Source organism: Dactylosporangium sp. NPDC051485, from assembly GCF_040682015.1.
Taxonomy (GTDB): domain Bacteria; phylum Actinomycetota; class Actinomycetes; order Mycobacteriales; family Micromonosporaceae; genus Dactylosporangium.
In genome coordinates this window covers 1-19,606 of sequence record NZ_JBFAZW010000055.1, presented here as the reverse complement: position 1 = coordinate 19,606, position 19,606 = coordinate 1, and the positions used below count along the sequence as shown (strand labels likewise).

19 protein-coding genes are annotated in these 19,606 nt (G+C 68.7%); 12 read left to right on the top strand and 7 right to left on the bottom strand.

The window, feature by feature from the left end; translation table 11 throughout:
* Positions 1–47: 47 nt before the first annotated feature.
* Both AB0M46_RS28315 and AB0M46_RS28310 read left to right on the top strand, forming a co-directional pair.
* Positions 48–560, top strand: coding sequence for a flavin reductase family protein (locus AB0M46_RS28315; RefSeq protein WP_363340715.1), 513 nt, complete (start codon positions 48–50; stop codon positions 558–560).
* Between the two features lie 42 nt (positions 561–602).
* Positions 603–1,406 (top strand): prepilin peptidase, encoded by an 804-nt coding sequence (locus AB0M46_RS28310; RefSeq protein ID WP_363340712.1) that lies wholly within the window; start codon positions 603–605, stop codon positions 1,404–1,406.
* Here AB0M46_RS28310 and AB0M46_RS28305 read toward each other — a convergent pair.
* The 7 genes from AB0M46_RS28305 to AB0M46_RS28275 form a co-directional block, all read right to left on the bottom strand.
* Complete coding sequence (locus AB0M46_RS28305) at positions 1,393–2,919, bottom strand: hypothetical protein (protein ID WP_363340710.1); 1,527 nt, start codon at positions 2,917–2,919, stop codon at positions 1,393–1,395. The genes AB0M46_RS28310 and AB0M46_RS28305 overlap by 14 nt on opposite strands.
* Positions 2,916–3,566 carry a prepilin-type N-terminal cleavage/methylation domain-containing protein gene (locus tag AB0M46_RS28300; RefSeq protein ID WP_363340708.1) on the bottom strand — a complete coding sequence of 217 codons (651 nt, stop codon included), beginning with the start codon at positions 3,564–3,566 and terminating at the stop codon, positions 2,916–2,918. Before AB0M46_RS28300 ends, AB0M46_RS28305 begins: the two co-directional genes overlap by 4 nt.
* A complete protein-coding gene (locus AB0M46_RS28295) occupies positions 3,521–4,006 on the bottom strand; it encodes a prepilin-type N-terminal cleavage/methylation domain-containing protein (protein WP_363340706.1) in 486 nt (161 codons plus the stop codon). Before AB0M46_RS28295 ends, AB0M46_RS28300 begins: the two co-directional genes overlap by 46 nt.
* Complete coding sequence (locus tag AB0M46_RS28290; RefSeq protein ID WP_363340704.1) at positions 4,007–5,203, bottom strand: type II secretion system F family protein; 1,197 nt, start codon at positions 5,201–5,203, stop codon at positions 4,007–4,009.
* A 106-nt stretch (positions 5,204–5,309) separates the two neighbouring features.
* On the bottom strand, positions 5,310–7,097 hold the full coding sequence (locus AB0M46_RS28285; protein ID WP_363340702.1) for an ATPase, T2SS/T4P/T4SS family: 1,788 nt from the start codon (positions 7,095–7,097) through the stop codon (positions 5,310–5,312).
* Positions 7,094–8,179, bottom strand: coding sequence for a PilT/PilU family type 4a pilus ATPase (locus AB0M46_RS28280; RefSeq protein WP_363340700.1), 1,086 nt, complete (start codon positions 8,177–8,179; stop codon positions 7,094–7,096). Before AB0M46_RS28280 ends, AB0M46_RS28285 begins: the two co-directional genes overlap by 4 nt.
* An 82-nt stretch (positions 8,180–8,261) precedes the next feature.
* Positions 8,262–8,612 carry a prepilin-type N-terminal cleavage/methylation domain-containing protein gene (locus AB0M46_RS28275; protein WP_363340698.1) on the bottom strand — a complete coding sequence of 117 codons (351 nt, stop codon included), beginning with the start codon at positions 8,610–8,612 and terminating at the stop codon, positions 8,262–8,264.
* A 753-nt stretch (positions 8,613–9,365) separates the two neighbouring features.
* Between AB0M46_RS28275 and AB0M46_RS28270 the strand changes: the two genes are divergently transcribed.
* The 10 genes from AB0M46_RS28270 (at position 9,366) to AB0M46_RS28225 (ending at position 19,464) form a co-directional block, all read left to right on the top strand.
* Complete coding sequence (locus AB0M46_RS28270; RefSeq protein WP_363340696.1) at positions 9,366–9,719, top strand: DUF485 domain-containing protein; 354 nt, start codon at positions 9,366–9,368, stop codon at positions 9,717–9,719.
* Complete coding sequence (locus AB0M46_RS28265; protein ID WP_363340695.1) at positions 9,712–11,481, top strand: cation acetate symporter; 1,770 nt, start codon at positions 9,712–9,714, stop codon at positions 11,479–11,481. Before AB0M46_RS28270 ends, AB0M46_RS28265 begins: the two co-directional genes overlap by 8 nt.
* 69 nt (positions 11,482–11,550) lie before the next feature.
* Positions 11,551–12,519, top strand: coding sequence for an NAD-dependent epimerase/dehydratase family protein (locus AB0M46_RS28260; protein WP_363340693.1), 969 nt, complete (start codon positions 11,551–11,553; stop codon positions 12,517–12,519).
* 70 nt (positions 12,520–12,589) lie between these two features.
* Positions 12,590–13,831 carry an LCP family protein gene (locus AB0M46_RS28255; RefSeq protein ID WP_363340691.1) on the top strand — a complete coding sequence of 414 codons (1,242 nt, stop codon included), beginning with the start codon at positions 12,590–12,592 and terminating at the stop codon, positions 13,829–13,831.
* Positions 13,832–14,117: 286 nt separating this feature from the next.
* A complete protein-coding gene (locus AB0M46_RS28250; protein WP_363340689.1) occupies positions 14,118–15,230 on the top strand; it encodes an LCP family protein in 1,113 nt (370 codons plus the stop codon).
* A gap of 9 nt (positions 15,231–15,239) precedes the next feature.
* Positions 15,240–15,578, top strand: coding sequence for a rhodanese-like domain-containing protein (locus tag AB0M46_RS28245; RefSeq protein WP_363340687.1), 339 nt, complete (start codon positions 15,240–15,242; stop codon positions 15,576–15,578).
* Positions 15,559–16,404 (top strand): glycerophosphodiester phosphodiesterase family protein, encoded by an 846-nt coding sequence (locus AB0M46_RS28240; RefSeq protein WP_363340685.1) that lies wholly within the window; start codon positions 15,559–15,561, stop codon positions 16,402–16,404. The genes AB0M46_RS28245 and AB0M46_RS28240 overlap by 20 nt, the downstream gene beginning before the upstream one ends.
* Positions 16,405–16,545: 141 nt before the next feature.
* Positions 16,546–18,021 carry an ATP-binding protein gene (locus AB0M46_RS28235; protein WP_363340683.1) on the top strand — a complete coding sequence of 492 codons (1,476 nt, stop codon included), beginning with the start codon at positions 16,546–16,548 and terminating at the stop codon, positions 18,019–18,021.
* 4 nt (positions 18,022–18,025) lie between these two features.
* Positions 18,026–18,427: an ATP-binding protein gene (locus tag AB0M46_RS28230; RefSeq protein WP_363340680.1), complete on the top strand. Its 402-nt coding sequence runs from the start codon at positions 18,026–18,028 to the stop codon at positions 18,425–18,427.
* A gap of 152 nt (positions 18,428–18,579) precedes the next feature.
* On the top strand, positions 18,580–19,464 hold the full coding sequence (locus AB0M46_RS28225) for a DUF5926 family protein (protein WP_363340678.1): 885 nt from the start codon (positions 18,580–18,582) through the stop codon (positions 19,462–19,464).
* Positions 19,465–19,606: the final 142 nt, after the last annotated feature.

Below are 19,606 nucleotides of genomic sequence, written 5' to 3'. Positions count from 1 at the left end.
TCGGGACCGCGCCGCCGCGCCCGGCCCCCGGCGGCGACAATGAGGCGGTGAGCATCCACGCCTCCGACCCGTTCGCCACGCCGGACGAGCTGAAGTCGCCCGTCCGGCGGCTGCGAGGGCGGCTGCCCGCCGCCGTCACGTTGTGGACGGCGGCCGGCGAGCGACAGGGCGACAAGGGCCTGACCGTCTCGTCCATGCTGGTCGTCGACGGCGATCCGGGCCGCGTGCTCGGGCTGGTCGACGAGGAGAGCGACCTGTGGGAGGCCGCCGAGTCGGCCGGCCGGTTCGCGGTCTGCCTGCTCGAGGAGGAGGACCGCCAGCTCGCGGACAAGTTCGGCGGGCTGATGCCGGCGCCCGGCGGCCCGTTCGCCACGGGGAATTGGGAGCGCACCGAGTGGGGGCCGGTGCCGCGCGGGCGCAGCTGGGCGGGCTGCCGCCTGGTGGGCGCTACCGAGAAGGGCTGGTCGCTGCTGGTGGAGGCGATCATCGAGCGGGTCGAACTCGCCGCCGCTCCCGACGCGCCGCTGATCCACGAGCGCGGCCGGTATCGCCGCAGCTGACGCCCGTCGCGGTCGGCCGGCGCCAGCCGTCATGATAGGGCCGTGCCTCTCTCCCAGCTCGCACTGCTGCTTCCGGTGACGCTGTTGCTGGGTCTGGCGGTGGGTTCGTTCCTCAACGTCGTGATCCATCGCGTGCCCCGGGGCGAGTCGCTGGTGACACCCTCGTCGCGCTGCCCCGGTTGCGGTAACGGCATCCGGCACCGGCACAACATCCCGGTGCTCGGGTGGCTCGTCCTTCGTGGCCGGTGCGCCGACTGTGGTGCGCGGATAGCCGTGCGCTACCCGCTCGTCGAGCTGACGACGGCCGTACTCTTCGTCGCGGTTGCGCTGCGCATGCACCAGCTGCACTTGCTCAGCGCATTGCCCGCGTACCTCTACGTCGCCGCGGCGGGCATAGCGCTGGCCGTGATCGACCTTGACCTGCGCCGGCTGCCGAACGCGATCGTCCTGCCGTCATACCCGATCGTGGCGATCCTGCTGACGCTCTCGGCGGCCTGGGAGCACGACTGGTGGGCATTGGCGCGCGCCGCGATCGGTGCGGCGGCGCTGTTCGCCTTCTTCTTCGCGCTGGCGTTCGCCTACCCGGCCGGCATGGGGTTCGGAGACGTCAAGCTGGCCGGAATCCTCGGCGGCGTACTCGGCTATCTGTCCTGGTCCGCGCTGGGCATCGGCACGTTCGCCGGCTTCCTGCTGGGTGCCGTGGTCGGTGTCGGCATCATGGTCGGCGGCAAGGGCGGCCGCAAGACGGCCATCCCGTTCGGCCCGTTCATGATCGCCGGGTTTCTGGTAGCCCTCTTCGCGGCCGCGCCGATCGCACAGTTCTATGTGGACGTCACCGCGATCTGAACTTCCAGTTATAGATCGTGACCTCTCGCTTGCCCGCGGACGGCGCGCCCGATCGATCCACCAGGCCCACGGTCGCCTGAAGATTGGCCTTCTCGGCGGTACTGCACGTGGCGATGCCTGGGCAGATGTACACGTTGAGGTTGACGACGGTACGCAGTCCGTAGCCGGGCGAATCGTCCGGCACCTCGATCACGGGGCCCGTCAGGTCCGCACTGCCCGTGGGCGTCATGAAGAGGCTGCGCGATATCACGCCGTACCGGAAGACCTGCCCCGTCAAGTTGTTGAGCGAGATGTCCAGGGCCGCATTGGGCACGTACGTCGTGCCCTGGATGTACAACCTGCTGTTTGGCGAGTTCTCCGTCTTGATCACCGCGCAGCCCGACGAGTAGGGGACGGAGGTGACGCAACCGCTCTGCGCAAGCACGCCGCCGACCGCCGTCTTCAACCCGTACACCGCGATGGGTGGGCTGGTCTTGGAGTAGGTGCCACAGATCTCGACCTGCGCCGCCTTGACCCGGATCCGGCTCGCGCCGCCGAACACGAACTGCACGCCGGCGTTGGGGCCCGGCTGGGTCCAGCCGCCGGCCGGGAGCGGATTGGGGGGAATCGGGGTCAGGCATGACCCGGGGATGGTCGGCGTCGCGCCGTCGACAGGCTGTGTGGTCGGGGTTCCACCGATCAGGTATCCGGTGTCGATCAACCACTCGCCGCCGAAGTCGAAGTAGTAGGTGCCCGGGTGGAACCAGAAGATGCCGTCCTTGCAACCGGAGTTACTCGTCAGGTTGTTGAGCGACGCGAGGTCGGTGTACCGCCCCGCCTCGAACTCCACGACCTTGCCCTTGCCGCTGCACTTCTTGACCGTCTGAAGCGTCGGGGTCGTCGTCGGTGCTGGATAGTTGGGGTCAGCCGTCGTCTTTCCGGTGTTGCAGACCTTGGCCGGGACGCTGGTGATCGAGCCGGTGCAGCCGGTGCTCGCGGTCACGCTCGCGTTGGTCTCGAGCGTGCCCTGGGAGACGTTGATGTTGGAGTTCGAGACGACACTGCCGTGGACTTTCAGTGTCCCGCCGCCGCTGACCTTGAGGTTGATGCCATCCTCGGTGGTCGACGTTCCCAGCGTCAGGATCGCGCTGCCCGGCTTGTTCGCCGCGCTGATCGGCACCGGGGAGGCGGCACTCTTGGCCGAGTCCAGATCGCAGTTGACGAGGGCCGAGTACGTCGAACCGGATGACGCCTGGTAAAAGCCCTTCAGCGTCAGGCCGGGCTGCGCAGCGCCGAAGCATTTTCCGGCGGTGCCGTCGAATGTCCCCTGTCGCAAGGTGTTGATCGCGATCTGCGCCGCGCCGTCGGCGGTGGCGGCCTCCGCCGCCTGATCGCGGAGGTTCAGCGTGGCGCGGATGCTCGTGCCCGCGAACGACAGCACCGTAGCGATGACCACGGCAACCACCGTGATGAACACGAGCGCGAGCACCAGGGCCGCGCCGCTGTCGTCGGTGTGCTTGATCCTCGATGTCATGTCTGTCTCCGCTGTCCGTCGAGGGTCACGGTGAGCGGCTGCTGCCCGCCGCCGGCCTTGATGGTGACCGTCAGGGTCACTCGCTGCGGCACGGCGGGCGCCGCGGAACAGTCGTCGGCCGGTGCGGGGCAGCCCAGGACGGGATTCCCGTCGACGTTGTGGGCGAGCACGGTGTCCGAGGTCGACGATTTCGTACACATGATGCGGTGCAGCTGACGCTCCGCACCCACGGTCCTGACCACATAGGACACTCGATTGACATAGGTCGTCCCCAGGTCGTCCCAGGCGAAACGGACGACCGCCTTCGGGGTGTCCGAGGCGCCGCACGGATACGGGGAACCGTTGTAGGCGACATCAGGGAAGATCGACTGTTTGAGCGGGAACCCGTCCGCGGTCCAGTCCCGCACCCCGACGCTCTGCACGTCCTGGGCGAAGTAGGCCACCATGATCTGTACGTCGTGCGACTCGTTCAGGCGCCTGGTGGTGTCGTCGGTATTCCGGATGAAACTGATCAGTGCGTTGCCGAGGGGAACGATGATGATGCCCAGGATGACGATCGCGACCAGCACCTCGATGAGGGTCAGACCGCGTTCGTCGCTTCTCACGCGCATGGCGATTCCGATGGGAAGTCGGTCGTCGAACGGCACGGCTTGCGGATGATGACGTCGAGGGTCTCGGCGACCTTGTTGTCGGAGGTGCTGACCTTCAGCGACACCTTCTGTACCCCACTGTCGGTGGTGCACGAGGCCGCGAAGGCATTGCTGGTCGGGTTCCAGTACGTGACGGCCGTGATCGCGGCTGTGTAGGCGGTGCCGCCATCGGGGTGGGCGGGGTATGCGGTCGAATAGGTGGCCGTCCCCGCGCACGCCGTGTACTTGGTGGGGGCACCCGTGCTCACGGAATTCTCGATCGCCTCACCGAAGGCGCGGACATAGGCGCCGGCCTGGGCCTGCTTGCGGTGGATGTCGGACATCCGGACGCTGGTCGCGATGCCGCCGACGAGGGCCACCACCGCGACCCCCACAATGATCACCGTGACCAGCAGCTCAATCAGGGTCTCGCCCCGATCGTTCGGGTCCGCCTTCATCTAGACGGTCACCTGGTTGAAGATGCCGTACATCGCCGACACCAACGCGATGGCCACGAATCCGACGATCAGTCCCATGACGATGATGACGGCCGGCTCGAACAGCGCGGTCACCTTCTTGAGCTTGTAGTCGAGCTCGCCCTCGTAGTAGCGGGCGGTGACCTCCAGCTGAACGTCGAGCGTGCCCGTCTCCTCACCGACGCGGATCATCCGGGCGGCGGTCGCGGGGAAGAGCCCGGTGCCGGCCAGCGGATCGGCGAGGCCATGACCTTCGAGCATCGCCTCGCCGACGTGCGCGAGCGCACGCATGAATACCAGGTTGCGCAGCGACTCCGTGGCCACCCGCAGCGCCTCCGGCAGCGGGACGCCGGCGCCGGCCATGGATGAGAGGATGCGGCAGAAGCGCTCGACGAGCGCGAACCGGACCGCCGCGCCGATCACGGGAATGCCCAGCAGGAGGCGGTCCCGCGCATATCGGCCGCCCTCGGTGCGCAGCGCGAGGAAGATGCTCAGCGCGACGACGGCCACGCCCGCCAGCACGGCCCACCACCAGTGCGTGAAGAAGTCGGTGATCGCCAGGAGGATGCGCGTGGGCAGCGGGAGCTTGGCGTGCAGGCCGGCGAAGAAGACCTTGAACCGGGGCAGCACGAACCAGGCCATCACCACCACGGTGACCAGCGACATGAGCGCGATCATCGATGGGTAGATCGAGGCCGACTTGATTTTGCGTCTCGCCTCGAGGTCCCGCTCCAGGTACTTCGCGAGCTGTTCCAGGACCGTGTCGAGCTGACCGGTGAGCTCGGCCGAGCGCAGGATTCCCCGATAGAACTCCGGGAAGATCTTCGGATGCCGGTCGAAGCAGCCCGACAACGTCTCCCCGGCGCGCAGCCCCTCCTCGACCTCGATCATCATGCGCCGCACGCTGGAGTTCGTCGCCTCCTCGCCGATCGTGCGAACCGCGTCGATGAGCGGCAGTCCGGCGCGGACGAACGCCCCGAGCTGGCGAGACAGGTGCATGACCTCTTCCCGCTTGACGCGGGGCGGGGAGAGCTCCATCTGCAGAAAGCTCTTCTTCTCGCGGGCCTTGCTGTCCCGCGCCTGCCGTGCACGCGGCGCCTGCTCGTGCGGTGTCTGCTCGAACGGCGCCGGCTCGTGCGGCGCCTGCGCGGGAACCCACAGGTGCTGTGTCTGCTCCATGTCGGCGCCGTGCAGTCCGTGGGGATAGACAGCGGTGTAGGGCTGCCCCTCACCAGCGGCGCGCTGTCCGTCTGGACGGATAGCGGTGTAGCCGTACTCGGTCACCTCAGGCCCCCACCACATAGATTGAACGCAAAATTTCGGCCAGGGTGCTCACGCCCGCTTCGACCAGGCGAGCGGCCTCCTCCTGGAGCGTGCGCATCCCCTCGGCCCGGGCGACCTTGCGAATCTCGTCGTGCGTCGCGCGTTCGAGGACCATTTCGCGAATCCGCCCCGACACCGTCAGCATCTCGTAGACGCCGGTCCGCTCGAGGTAACCCGTCTGCGCGCAGAAGTTGCAGCCGTGGCCGCGCACGAAGCCACCGATCGGCGGCCGGCCCTGGATCGCGTGCAGCAGGGCCAGTTCCTCGGCGGAGGGGGTGTACGGCTCGCGGCAATAGTTGCAGATGCGCCGCACGAGGCGCTGCGACAGCACGGCGGTGACCGACGACGCGACCAGGAAGCCCTCGATACCCATGTCGAGCAGCCGGAGCAGGGCCGATGGGGCATCGGTGGCGTGCAGGGACGAGAGCACGAAGTGTCCGGTGAGGGCCGACTGGACGGCGATGCGAGCGGTTTCGACATCGCGGATCTCACCGACCAGGATCACGTCCGGGTCCTGCCGCAGGATCGACCGCAGGCCGCCCGCGAAACTGATGCCCGCCTGCTCGTTGATCTGAATCTGATTGATCGACGGAATGCGATACTCGACCGGATCCTCGATCGTCGTGACGTTACGCTCGGGCGTGTTGATCTCGCCCAGCGAGCCGTACAACGTGGTCGTCTTGCCGCTGCCCGTCGGGCCGGCGCAGATCACCATTCCGTACGGCGAGCGCAGCAGCGCCGAGTATCGAGCGGCCATGTCGCCGGGCATGCCCAACTGCTCCAGCCGGAACAGCGGACGGCTCTTGTCCAGCAGCCGCATGACCACCTTCTCACCGTCGATGACGGCGGTGGTGGACACCCGGATATCGACGCCTCGCCCCTCGATGTCCATGCTGATCTGCCCGTCCTGCGGGCGGCGACGCTCGACGATGTTCATCCCGCCGAGGATCTTGATCCGGCTCGCGACAACGGGTCCCATGGCCGCGGGGAGGTCGAGAACGTCGTGCAACGCACCGTCGATGCGGTAGCGCACGCGGACCCGTTCGGGGTGCGGTTCGATGTGGATGTCGGACGCGCGGTCCCGCAATGCCTGCGTGATGATGAGGTGGACGATCTGCACCACGGGCGCGTCGTCGTTGGCGACGGCGGGGTCGAGCCGGGCCACCTCCTTGCGCAATGACTGTTGCGCCTCGAAGACCCTGACCTGGGAGCTGACCGCGGAAATCGCACGATAGCTGTTCGCGATCACGCGCGTGATGTCCGAACGCGACGCGACCTTGACGATCAGCGGGCGCCCGATGGCCTGTTGCAGCGCCTGCGCGGCGGCGGGGAAGGCCACGGCGATGAGCACGGCCTCTCCGCGCAGCGCCAGCGGGATAGCAACCAGCTCGCGGGCGATCGTCTGGTCCAGCAACTCGGTTGCCGCCGGCTCCGGGATGACCTCGCGGAGGTCGATGGCGTCCAAGGAGTACTGCGCACCGACCGCCCACGCGAGGTCGCGCTCGTTGAGCACGCCGAGCTCGACCAGGCGTTCCCCCAGGAACTTCGCCGGACCCTGCTGCAGCTCCGCCAGGGCCGCGACGACCTGCTGGGGGCTGACCACGTTGGCCCCGACGAGAACTTCGCCGAGGCGGCGGCCGCCCGGTTGCACACTCAGGTCGTCGGGGCGGCCCGGTTCGATCCGCTGTACCCGCGTCGCCGGTGTCGCCTCGGCGGACTCGGCCGGCTGTCCCCAGTTCCTGAGCCTCATACCGTCACGCTCGCCCGTCGAGGATGGATCTCGATGTCCCTGGGATACAGGCTGCGGGCGACGGCGTCGTCGATCGTGATCGTGCCGGCCTGGACGAGCGCCGAGAGCGACTGTTCGAAGGTGACCATGCCTTCCTTGTGGCCGGTCACCAGCGAGTTGCGCAGCTGGTGGGTCTTGCCCTCCTTGATGAGGTTGCGGACCGCGCTCGTCGCGACGAGCACCTCGTGCGCGCCGGCCAGGCCTCCGCCGATCCGGGGGATCAACCTCTGGTAGACGATTCCGGTGAGCGCGGCCGCGAGCTGCGTGCGGACCTGGGCCTGCTGCTCCGCCGGGAAGACGTCGATGATGCGGGCGAGGGCCTGCGCCGTGTCGTTGGTGTGCAACGAGGCAAGGACCAGGTGGCCGGTCTCGGCGATGGTCAGGGCGAACCGGATCGACTCCAGGTCGCGCATCTCGCCCACGAGCAGGACGTCCGGATCGCCGCGCAGCGCGGAGCGCAGCGCGTCCGGGAACGACTCGGTGTCCGAGCCCACCTCGCGCTGGTTCACCATGGCGCGCTTGTGCTCGTGGATGTACTCGATCGGATCCTCGACGGTCAGGATGTGACAGGCCCGGTCGCTGTTGATCTGGTTGATCATCGCGGCGAGGGTGGTCGACTTGCCGGACCCGGTCGGCCCGGTGACCAGCACCAGCCCCTGATGCTGGCGGACGAAATGCCACAGCACGGGGGGAAGGCCGAGCTCGGCCATCGTCGGGACGCGTTGCGAGATCATCCGCAGCGCCACGGCGGTCTGTCCGCGCTGGCTGAAGGCGCTGCCCCGGATCCGGGCAAGGTCGCGCCAGCTGAAGGAGAAGTCGTACTCGCGGGACGCGTGCCAGGCCAACATCTGCTCGTCGGTCAGCATCGCGGTGAGGAGGGCGTCGGTGTCGCGTCTGGTGAGCACCTCGTGCCCGGCCACCGGGCTCAACTCGCCGTGTACGCGGATCTGTGGGGGCATGCCCGCGGTGAGGAGCAGGTCGGTGCCGCGTGCCCGCCACAACGTATCGAGCAGCGCATCGAGATGATCGCGGCGATCGTGCATACCAACCTCCAGTGCCGCACAGATTTCCGAAACACGGGTAGAGAGGGCCACCCAGGGCGGCCCTCTCTACCGGGTCGTCGCCCTATTTGCAGGCGGTGCCGTCGGTCAGCGCGCCGGTCACCGCGCCGGAGCTGGCGACGTAAGTAATCGTGTATCCGTTGCCCTTCGGCTCTTCCCTGAGGTAGTTGGGGACAAGCGTCGCGAGGTCGGCCGGATATTTGTTGTCTGCGCTCTTGGCCTTGTATGCCTCCACCGCGACCTCGACGTTCTTCACGTCGGTCTTGCACGCGGCCATCGTGCCGCGGTCGTTGAAGGCGCCCACGGCGAAGACCACGATGCCGGAGAGGATGCCGAGGATGACGATGACGATGAGGAGCTCGATGAGCGTGAAGCCGCTCTCGTTCTCGCGGACCGAGCGGAGGCGCTGAAGCACGTGTTCTCCTTCAGGGAAAGGCAGCCGAGCGGAGGCGTCAACTGATTGACGGCCCAGCCCGGTGGGGTACGGCAATACTTCTGTCGACGTCGGCCCACCCGCGCCTTGCCGGTGACTCGACTGCATGCGGCGACGCCCTGAGGACGGCTGTCGGTTACGGCCAGAAATGGACCAGTAGTGGCCGTGGAATCTCAACAGATGCTTTTCTACGTCCTCACCAACGACATCCAACCGACTGGGCCAGCCCGGCGGCTAGCTCTGGCAACGTCCGCGACGGGGACGCTACAAGACGGATTTTCGTTCGGGATCAAACGAACAGGTAGTCGAATCGCCTGATTAGCCGCCGACGCCTACTCAACCGGACGGACGCGCCGCCCGCACGTCCCAATGCGGTTGCATAAATAAACCGGCAATCCGTTCAAATCTGCACAACACCCACGGCGTAATCGGTAATGCCACTTGGCGTTCAGCTAGGTGGCTCAAGAATGCCGATCCCTTTGGCATTCTCGATCAATTGCCGCGATCTCCGTAGAAAGCGCATCGAATGGCGCGGTGCGGACACATTGCCCGAACTGGACAGTCCCGAGTCGCGGAGCGCGCCGGTAAGCGGCGTGAACCATGCCACCGGGCGCACCGGCGGTGCCGTTCGGCGCACATGCGGTACCGGTGTCGCGCAAAGATCTTTATTGATGCCTGCCGGGTTCTTAGCGTGCGCGGTTACCCGCACCCCCACACCGCAGGTGGTGATCCTTCATGAGCACCGAGACACCGGCGCCCGCGGACACCGGCGAGAACCGCTACGTCGCCGTTGCCCGCTCGCCGGAGTTCGACGCGCTGCGCCGCACGCTGCGCCGCTTCGTCTTCCCGGTTTCCGCTGCATTCCTCCTCTGGTACGCGCTGTACGTCCTCATGTCCGCGTACGCCCGCGACTTCATGAGCACCAAGGTCGTCGGGCACATCAACGTCGCGCTGATCTTCGGGCTGCTCCAGTTCGCGTCGACGTTCCTGATCGCGTGGCTGTACGCGCGGTACGCCGACCGGCGGGTGGACCCACTCGCCGACGACCTGCGCGCCAAGATCGAAGAAGGGGCGGATCGCGATGCATGACTCCGTGGTGCTCGCGGCCACCTCGGTCGGCACGCAGCGCACGCTCACGCTGACGCTGTTCATCATCCTGGTCGGCGTCACGCTGGCGATCACCGTCTGGGCCAGCCGGCAGACCCGCAGCGCGGCCGACTTCTACGCCGGTGGGCGCTCGTTCACCGGCTTCCAGAACGGCATGGCGATCGGCGGCGACTACATGTCGGCGGCGAGCTTCCTCGGCATCGCCGGCATCATCGCGCTCAACGGCTACGACGGCTTCCTGTACAGCATCGGCTTCCTCGTCGCCTGGCTGGTCGCCCTGCTGCTGGTGGCCGAGCTGATGCGCAACTCCGGGCGGTACACGATGGCCGACGTGCTGGCGTTCCGCATGCGCCAGGCGCCGGTGCGCACCGCCGGCAGCATCTCGACCATCATCGTCTCGATCTTCTATCTGCTGGCCCAGATGGTCGGCGCCGGCGCGCTGGTCGCACTGCTGCTGGGGATCAAGGCCGGCGACACGTTCCTGGGCATGAGCGCCGAGACCGCGAAGATCGTGACGATCGCGCTCATCGGCGTGCTGATGATCGTGTACGTCACGGTCGGCGGCATGAAGGGCACGACCTACGTGCAGATCGTCAAGGCGTTCATGCTGATGATCGGCGCGCTGGTGCTGACCCTGCTCGTCCTGGCGCACTACAAGTTCAACCTGTCGAGCCTGCTCGGCGAGGCGGCGGCGAAGTCGGGCAAGACGCCACCGGAGTCCTTCCTGCAGCCGGGCCTGCGCTACGGCAAGGAGTTCGCCGGCAACGCCACCGCGACGCTGGCCAGCAAGCTGGACCTCATCTCGCTCGGCCTTGCCCTCGTCCTCGGCACCGCGGGGCTGCCCCACATCCTGATCCGGTTCTACACCGTCCCGAACGCCAAGGCCGCCCGCAAGAGCGTGGTGTGGGCGATCGGCCTCATCGGCGTCTTCTACCTGATGACGCTGGCGCTGGGCTTCGGCGCGGCCGCGCTGGTGGGCCGCTCCGCCATCGTCGCCCAGGACGCGGCGGGCAACACCGCGGCGCCCCAGCTGGCCCAGGAGCTCGGCAAGCGGTACCTCGGCGGTGACTTCGGCGGATCACTGCTCCTGGCGATCATCGCCGCCGTCGCCTTCGCCACCATCCTGGCCGTCGTCGCCGGCCTCACGCTGGCCTCGTCCTCCTCGCTCGCGCACGACCTCTACGCCAACGTGATCCGGCGCGGCCAGACGGACGAGCGGCAGGAGGTGGTCGTCGCGCGCTACTCGGCGTTCGTCATCGGCGCCGTGGCAATCGCGCTCGGCATCTTCGCCCGCAACCTCAACGTCGCCTTCCTGGTGGCGCTGGCGTTCGCGATCGCCGCGTCGGCCAACCTGCCGGCGATCCTGTTCTCCCTCTTCTGGAAGCGGTTCAACACCCGCGGCGCGACCTGGGGCATCTACGCCGGCCTCATCTCGGCCGTCGGCGTGGTGCTGCTCAGCCCGATCGCCTGGGGCGGCGTGAGCGACGCGCGCACGCCGGCCACGCTGACCGCGGCCCAGGCCAAGGACTGCGGTGTGGCGCAGACCTCCAAGCAGGTGTCCAACGCCACGGCGCTGTTCAGCTGCACCACGGCGGCGCCGATTCCGCTGGAGAACCCGGGCCTGATCTCGATCCCGATCGGGTTCATCTTCGCCGCGCTCGGGGCGATGACCAGCAAGGAACGCGACCCGGACAAGTACAGCGAGCTCGAGGCGAGGTCGCTCACGGGGGCGGGAGCCCACTGAGAGAGCACCGGGCCCGGGGGGGCCACCGATCCTCCGGGCCCGATGCGGCGACACGCTAGGCTGTGCCCCATGGTCGTTGCGGAGCGTTACGGCGAAGGTCACCGGATCCTGCTCACCGGTGGTGCCGGCTTCGTCGGTTCCCACCTTGCCGATGCTCTGATCGCCCGGGGCGCTCACGTCGTGGTGATCGACAACTTCCTCACCGGGAGTAAGGACAACGTCGCTCACCTGCAGGAGCACCCGCGGTTCACGCTGGTCGAGGCGGACGTCACCGAGCCGCTCCCGGCGCACGAGGCGCTCGCCGCCCGCTTCGACGCGATCATGCACTTCGCCTCGCCGGCCAGCCCGACCGACTTCGCCTCGCTGCCGGTGGAGATCCTGCGGGTCGGGTCGGTGGCCACGCTGCAGCTGCTCGAGCGGGCGGTCGCCGACGGCGCGCGGTTCATCATGGCCTCCACGTCGGAGGCGTACGGCGACCCGCTGGTCCACCCGCAGCCGGAGGCGTACTGGGGCAACGTCAACCCGATCGGCATCCGCAGCGTCTACGACGAGGCCAAGCGGTTCTCCGAGGCGGCGGTCATGGGCTACCACCGCGGCCGCGGGGCCGACGTCGGCATCGTGCGGATCTTCAACACGTACGGTGAGCGCATGCGTCCCGACGACGGGCGCGCGATCCCGACCTTCGTCTCCCAGGCCCTGCGCGGCGAGCCGATCACGGTGCACGGCACGGGCACCCAGACCCGCTCGATCACCTACGTCTCCGACCTGGTGCGCGGGATCCTGTTGCTGCTCGACTCCACCGAGACCGGGCCGGTCAACTGCGGTACCGAACACGAAATGACGATGCTGGAGCTCGCCGAGTCGATCGTGCGGCTTTCCGACAGCACCTCCCGGGTGGCGCTGGTGGCCCGCACCGCGGACGACCCGGAGCGCCGCCGCCCCGACCTGACCAAGGCGCGTGAGCTGCTCGGATACGAGCCGGTCGTCGGGCCGCAGGAGGGCCTGGCCCGCACCATCGCGTACTTCCGGGGGCGCTGACTCTCCCGGGTTCGTGCCGCGCCCGCCTCGGTTACGTGGCGCGACGGCGCGAGCTTCGTATCGTGGTGCTATGTCCACCACGCCTGCATCACGCGGCTCGTCCTCGGGTCGGGCCTCGGTGCCCGGCGCGCTCGCTCCGACGTCGGGCGCCCGGGCCCGCGTCTCCGCAGCCAACACCCCGACCAGCCCCGCCGCGTCCGGCGTGTACGGTCGCCAGTCCCCGCCTCCGCCGAACCGCCCCGGCCGCACGCCGGGCAACGGCGGGCAGTACTCGGGCCGCAAGAAGATCCGCCCGCGCTGGGGCCGCATCGCCCTGGTCGCCGGCGGCGCGATCCTCGTGCTGGCCCTGCTCGCCGGCGTGGGCGGCTTCGTCTACTACAAGTACGTCGACTCCGGCCTCAACCGCGACGACCCGTTCTCGCAGATCACCGAGGGCCGACCGGCGAAGACGGTGGACGGCGCGATCAACATGCTGCTGCTCGGCAGCGACTCCCGCGACCCCGACAACGGGGGCAAGGCGGGCGAGTGGCGCACCGACACGATGATCCTGCTGCACATCCCGGCGGATCACCAGCACGCCTACCTGATCTCCATGCCCCGCGACCTCTACGTGTACATCCCCAAGAGCAAGACGACGCAGTACGGCGACACGAATGCCAAGCTCAACGCGTCCTTCTCGTGGGGCGGCACGCCGCTGACGGTGGAGACGATCGAGAAGTACACCAACGTCCGCATGGACCACGTGCTGCTCATCGACTTCGGCGGGTTCAAGCAGGTGATCGACGCGCTCGGTGGCATCGACATGAACATCGAGAAGGACATCACCTCGATCCACCCGCCGAAGCGGCAGTTCAAGAAGGGCGTGAACCACCTCAACGGCGACGAGGCGCTGGACTACGCGCGGCAGCGGTACCAGTTCGCCGACGGCGACTTCGCCCGCATGCGCCACCAGCAGGAGATGATGAAGGCCATCCTGGACAAGGCGGTCAGCTCCGGCACCGTGTCCAACCCGGGCAAGCTCAACTCGTTCCTCAAGGCGATCACGAAGGCGATGACCGTCGACAAGGACTTCTCGCTGGCCGACATGGCGCTGCAGTTCCGCAACCTGCGCAGCAACGACCTCACCTTCCTGGTCAGCCCGAACGACGGCAGCAAGAAGATCGGCGGCGAGGACGTCGTGGTGGGGGACAAGGAGAAGGCGACCGCCCTCTACGACGCCGTGCGCAACGACAAGATGGCCGACTGGATGGCGGCCAACGGGCCGAAGCCGTCCACGGCTCCGTCGGCGAAGGCCAGTACCAAGTCCAAATAAGCAATTTAGTGAGAAATAGGGCAAGTTCGGGCATGTCGCACCTGTGACAGGGTTGCATGTCCGGGCTGTCGCATAGATCTCATTGCTCTGTGGGCCGGACGGCGAGTACTAATCGCCTGTTCGACGGCTTTCCGAGGGATTGCGCGGTGGTCGCGGGTGAGCAGACTCGGTGCCGCGAACGTAGACTCGGATGAATCCTCGCCGATGTGCGGCGAGCGGCTCGGGGGCAGTGATGCAACAGGAGTTCGACGGGGACGCCGAAGCCTCCACCGTAAGCCAGGTTGGCGTGAAAGGTCCGAAAACGCCGAAAAAACCTAAAAAGCCGAAACTTCCGGGGCATGACCCGATCTGGGCCCGGGCGATCATCGTCTTCGGCCTGGCAATCGTGCTCATCTCCGGCACCGCGGTCGCCGGGGTCAACTTTCTCAGCCACCGCTACACCGCGAACATCAACCAGAGCACGCTGCTCGGGCAGAACTCGCGGGCCGGCAACCCCGACGAGGACCGGCACACCGACATCAAGGGCCCGCTCAACTTCCTGCTGCTGGGCTCCGACCTGCGCGCGCTCGACCCCCAGGACGGCCAGCGCTCCGACTCGATCATCATCCTGCACATCCCCGCCACGATGGACCGGGCCTACCTGCTGTCCGTCCCGCGCGACCTGCGGGTGAGGATCCCCGCCTTCACGCCGACCGGCTTCAGGGGCGTCTCGCACGAGAAGATCAACGGCGCGTTCCAGTATGGCGGCGGTGGTGAGGGCGGCGTCCAGCTGCTCTCGGAGACCCTGCACGACCTGCTCGGCATCCGGTTCGACGGCGCCGCGATCGTCAACTTCGACGGCTTCAAGGCCGCGGTCGACCTGCTCGGCGGGGTCGACATGTGCATCGACCAGAAGGTCACGTCGATCCACGTCGGCTTCGACGACAAGGGCAACTACCTCTCGCCCGACCGCGGCGGCCACCCGCAGGTCTACCAGCCCGGCTGCCACCACCTCGAGCCGTGGCAGGCGCTCGACCTCGTCCGGCAGCGCAAGAGCCTGCCCAACGGCGACTACGACCGCCAGAAGAACCAGCAGAAGTTCATCCGGGCCATGCTCAACCGGGCCAAGGAGAAGGGCCTGACCACCAACCCGATCGCGGCGGACAAGTTCATCCGCGCCATCGGCCAGGCCCTCACCGTCGACCTCAACGGCATGCAGCTGGCCGACCTGATGTTCGCACTGCGCAACATCAGCCCCGACAACCTGATGGGCCTGCAGGTGCCCTCGGAGCCGCAGGACATCGGCGGGATCTCCTACGTCGTCGCGCTGCCCGAGTCCGAGGTCCTTTACAAGGCGGTCCGGGAGGATCTGCTGGACTCCTGGTCGGTCGAGAACCCGCCCTGGGTCAACCACATGTAGCCTGAGGCCGTGTTCAGGCGACCCTCCATCCCAGCCGTAGCGGCCGGCGACGTTGCGGATGACGTATACCTGCTCGACGTGCGCGAGGACGACGAATGGGCCGCGGGCCACGCGCCCGGCGCCGTCCACGTGCCGATGATGCAGATTCCGGCCTTCATCGACGACATCCCCGAGGACCGCGACGTCGTCGTGGTCTGCCGGGCCGGCGGCCGTTCCGCCCAGGTCGTCGCGTTCCTGCAGCAGAACGGGCGGGACCGCACGATCAACCTCGACGGCGGCATGCAGAGCTGGGCGTCCGCCGGCCGCCCGATGGTGAGCGAGGACGGCGGTGTTCCCCGGGTCCTCTGACGACTGGCGCCCGCTGGTCTTCGCACACCGGGGATCGTCGCGCCGGCACGCCGAGCACACCCTCGACGCCTACCTGCTCGCCATCGAGGAGGGCGCCGACGGGCTCGAGTGTGACGTCCGGCTCACCCGCGACGGGCACCTGGTCTGCCTGCACGACTCCCGCATCGACCGCACCAGCGACGGCCGGGGCCGGGTCAGCACCCAGACCCTGGCCGAGCTGGACCGGTACGACTTCGCCTCCTGGCGTTCCGACCTGCTCGACTCGCCCGACAAGCTGATCGTGGACCGCAACCAGGTCGAGGACCGGTGGCGGAGCAAGGTGCTGACGCTGGACCGGCTGCTCGGCGTGGCCACCGACGCCGGCCGCCCGATGCGGCTGCTCATCGAGACCAAGCACCCCGTGCGCTACGGCGGCGCCGTGGAGTCCGCGCTGCTGACGCTGCTGCGGCGGTACGGCCTGGAGACCCCCGACCCCGACCGCGCCCTGCAGGTCACCGTGATGTCGTTCTCGACCACGGCGGTCCGCCGGGTGCGGCAGCGGGCGCCGGACCTGCCCACCGTCATGCTCATCGACGTGTGGTCGGTGCCAAGCCGGATCGGCTGGCTGCCACCCGGCAGCACGATCGGTGGACCCGGCGTGCAGTTACTGCGCGCGTCCCCGGAGATCGTGGAGCGCCTGCACCGGCGGGGGCACCCGGTGTACGTCTGGACCGTGAACGAGCCGGACGAGGTCGACCTCGTGGCCAAGCTGCGCGTCGACGGCATCATCTCCGACCGCCCGGCGTACGTGATCGAGCGCCTCCGCGAGTTGGGCCACCGGCCATAGGCGCTGGCGGCGTCCCGCTCAAGCACCGGCCTTAGCACCGATCGGGTCCGCGGTCACGGACACGCTGTGCGACTGAATCAATGCTCAACAACTTTCGGCGACCACCTTTCAAAGCGCGCCCAGGAGAGGCAAACTCGCACCATGGTCGATGCTGGTCCGCTGGTCTTCAGCGGTCTCGCCGAGGTCGCGGAGGAACTCAATTCCGGCGGCGGCGGCATCACCGGCCTGCAACGCTCCGTGGAGGTCGCCGCGGCGGCCACGGGGGCGACGGGCGCCGCGTTCATCGAGTACGCGCAGGAGAACGGCCGGGTCGTGGCCGTCGCCGGGGACCTCGACTGGTCGCTCGGGCGGCCGATCGACCTCATCCACCCGGCGGTTCGGGGGCTGTTGCGGTACGGCTCCCGGGTCCGCGAGTTCCCGAGCAGCCTCATCGGCACCTCGGGCGGCCAGCAGCTCGACAGCCGGGGCCTGCACCGCATCCTGGCGTCCGAGGTCTCCGCCAACGGCACCGGCGTGGGCGTGCTCATGGTCAACTACACGGACGCGGACGGCGCCGCCAGCGAGGAGCAGCGCGCCGCCCTGAGCTTCCTCGCCTCGTTCGTGGCGCTGCAGTACGGCCTGGGCCGGGGCCTGCCCGTGTACGCCGACGCCCCCGCGGTCGAGCCGGCGTCCGAGCCGTTCGCGCTGCTCGACCCCGAGCGGCGGGTCCGCTCGTGGAACCCGCCGGCCGCCCTGCTGACCTCCCGGCCGGCCGAGGCGGCCATCGGCGAGCCGTGGCCCTTCCCCCTGCCCTCCGGCGACGAGAGCATCGAGCACCAGATGCCCAGCGGCACGTGGATCGTGATCCGCGCCGCCCGGGTGCCCGCCTCCGACGACCTGGCCGTGTCCTTCCGGGCCCGCCCGCAGCAGCCGCCGGACGGCCGCGACCTGTTCATCGCGCTCACCGGCCACGAGCTGCGCACGCCGATCACGGTGATCCGGGGGTACGCCGACACGCTCGTCGACCACTGGGAGAACCTCGCCGAGGACGCCCGCCGCGAGGCGATCAACGTCGTGGGCCAGCGCGCCCGCGAGCTCAGCCGGCGGGTCGACCGCCTGCTCAACGCCGTCGGCGACGACGGCCCCACGGCGGAGTCCACCACTTTCCTCCCGTTCGACCTGGTCGAGTCGCTGGGCGCGGCCGTCGACGAGCTCAACGCCGAGCAGCGCCGCTCCCTCACCGTGACGCTGCCGCCCACCCTCCCGAAGACCCGCGGGGACCGGGCGAGCCTGGCCACGGTCCTGGCGGAATTGGTCACCAATGCTGGTAAGTATTCCCCGAAGTGGGTACAGATCGAGCTGACGGCCGGCGCGGATGCGCAGACCGTGTGGTTCCGGGTCGCCGATCGGGGCATAGGCATCCGGCCGGAGCACGTAGAGCGCGCCTTCGACCGGTTCTGGCAGCTGGAGACCGGCGACCAGCGTACGAGCGGCGGCGTCGGCCTCGGTCTTTACCTGGTGCGCAGGATCGTCGAGCGTCAACATGGATGGGTATCATTACGACCACGTCGAGGGGGAGGGACCGTCGCCGAGGTGCGGCTGCCCCGAGCTGACGCCGACGGCCCCGGGGAGGCTTGAGAGCGTGTCCACAACCGTCGCGGATCCGCGCGCCTGGTGCGTCGTCGTCCCGCACCACGCGCGGGGCGCCCACGTCGCCCGCCACCGTCTTGCGGACGAGCTCGACTCCCTTCTCTCGGCCGACCGCCTCGACGATGCGATCGCCATTGCCGCGGAACTCGTCGGGAATGCGGTGCGGCACGCCGCGCCCCTTCCGGGTGGCGTGATCCGGGTGGCCTGGCGTCTCCTGCCCGACGACACGCTGGAGATCCGCGTGACGGACGGCGGCTCGGCGGTCGGTCCTCAGCTGCGGGTCGCGGCGCCGGACGCGCTGGGCGGGCGGGGACTGACGATCGTTGCGGCGTTGTCCACGGGGTGGGGCGTGGAGCGCGACGGCCTGGGCCAGTGCGTCTGGGCCACCCTCTGACCGCGCCGCGCCTTGACCGCGCCGCGCTCGTGGGTGGCTCCTGGGCGATATTTCGGAAATGTCCGAAGTGGGCGACCGTGGCGGGTGAGTGACGCGCCGGGCAGTGGTGGTGTGCGCCCGTGGCGGTGCGTGAGCGCCTAGGCTGGATCGCCGTGAGCAAGCGTGCTAAGACCCCCCGTGGCCGCGCCAGCGGCGAGAAGCGCGAGAAGATCCGGGACGTATACGTCGGCCGGCCGTTCGAGGGCCTGGCCGACGAGCCGGAGTGGATCGCCCTCCGCGAACTGGTGCCGGCCGCCTCGGCGCCGTTGAAGCTGGCGCCCGCGTTCGCCGAGAAGTACGGTGACCGGCCCGTGACTCTCGCGACCGTGCTGCCGATGGCCTGGCCCGCCATGACCAAGCCCGACGGCCGCGTGCTGATCGGCCTGCAGCGCCACGTGCAGTCCGGCGACGTGTCGCGGGACCTGGCCGTCGCGCTGCAGTGTGCGCTGGAGACCCCGCCCGGCCAGACCGTCGACATCCCCGCCCTGCCCGGGCTGGGCGACCGCCTCCAGGATGTCATCGAGAACGCCCCGCTCGACATCACGGTGCACTCCGGCTTCGAGTTCTGGCTCGACGAGAACGCCACCGACGACCCCAACGTGCGGGCGTCGCTGGAGCGGGCCAACGCGAGCATCTTCCCGACGGTGAAGCTGGCCGCGGCGCCGGCGACGTACTGGTGCCGGGTCACCGACCGCTCCCACGTGCGACTGGTGCTCGGCGACGACGAGGACCGCGCGCTGGACGCCTTGTCCCGGCTCGCGGCCGGCGGTGGCCTGCTGCTCGGGGACAACACCAAGTTCGCCGGCATGTTCCGGGCCCACGGCCTGCTGGCCCCGGTCTGGGACCTGCCGCTGGAGATCGAGGCCGAGCACTGGGAGGCCCCGGTGGCGGAGTTCGCCGAGCGGTACGCCGAGGCCTTGGCCGTCACCGACCCGCTGACCGCCACCGAGCGCCGCAGCAAGCAGGGCCTGATCGGCCGCCAGCAGCCGCTGCGTTAAGCCCGAAACACCCCGGCAAGCGGCGGTAAATCGGGCATTACGCCTGTCCCCGGTTTCAAGGGGTCGTTGCAACACCTGACTTGATCAGGGGTTGCCGTGTTCGAGATCCGGGTTGATCGTCGCCCGCAGGGGTGTAAACCGT

Excerpts from the sequence above, each read along its gene's own strand:
- AB0M46_RS28305 (WP_363340710.1), bottom strand. The coding sequence starts at position 2,919 with ATGACATCGAGGATCAAGCACACCGACGACAGCGGCGCGGCCCTGGTG.
- AB0M46_RS28295 (WP_363340706.1), bottom strand. The coding sequence starts at position 4,006 with ATGAAGGCGGACCCGAACGATCGGGGCGAGACCCTGATTGAGCTGCTG.
- AB0M46_RS28290 (WP_363340704.1), bottom strand. The coding sequence starts at position 5,203 with ATGGAGCAGACACAGCACCTGTGGGTTCCCGCGCAGGCGCCGCACGAG.
- AB0M46_RS28285 (WP_363340702.1), bottom strand. The coding sequence starts at position 7,097 with ATGAGGCTCAGGAACTGGGGACAGCCGGCCGAGTCCGCCGAGGCGACA.
- AB0M46_RS28280 (WP_363340700.1), bottom strand. The coding sequence starts at position 8,179 with ATGCACGATCGCCGCGATCATCTCGATGCGCTGCTCGATACGTTGTGG.
- AB0M46_RS28270 (WP_363340696.1), top strand. The coding sequence starts at position 9,366 with ATGAGCACCGAGACACCGGCGCCCGCGGACACCGGCGAGAACCGCTAC.
- AB0M46_RS28265 (WP_363340695.1), top strand. The coding sequence starts at position 9,712 with ATGCATGACTCCGTGGTGCTCGCGGCCACCTCGGTCGGCACGCAGCGC.
- AB0M46_RS28260 (WP_363340693.1), top strand. The coding sequence starts at position 11,551 with ATGGTCGTTGCGGAGCGTTACGGCGAAGGTCACCGGATCCTGCTCACC.
- AB0M46_RS28255 (WP_363340691.1), top strand. The coding sequence starts at position 12,590 with ATGTCCACCACGCCTGCATCACGCGGCTCGTCCTCGGGTCGGGCCTCG.
- AB0M46_RS28235 (WP_363340683.1), top strand. The coding sequence starts at position 16,546 with ATGGTCGATGCTGGTCCGCTGGTCTTCAGCGGTCTCGCCGAGGTCGCG.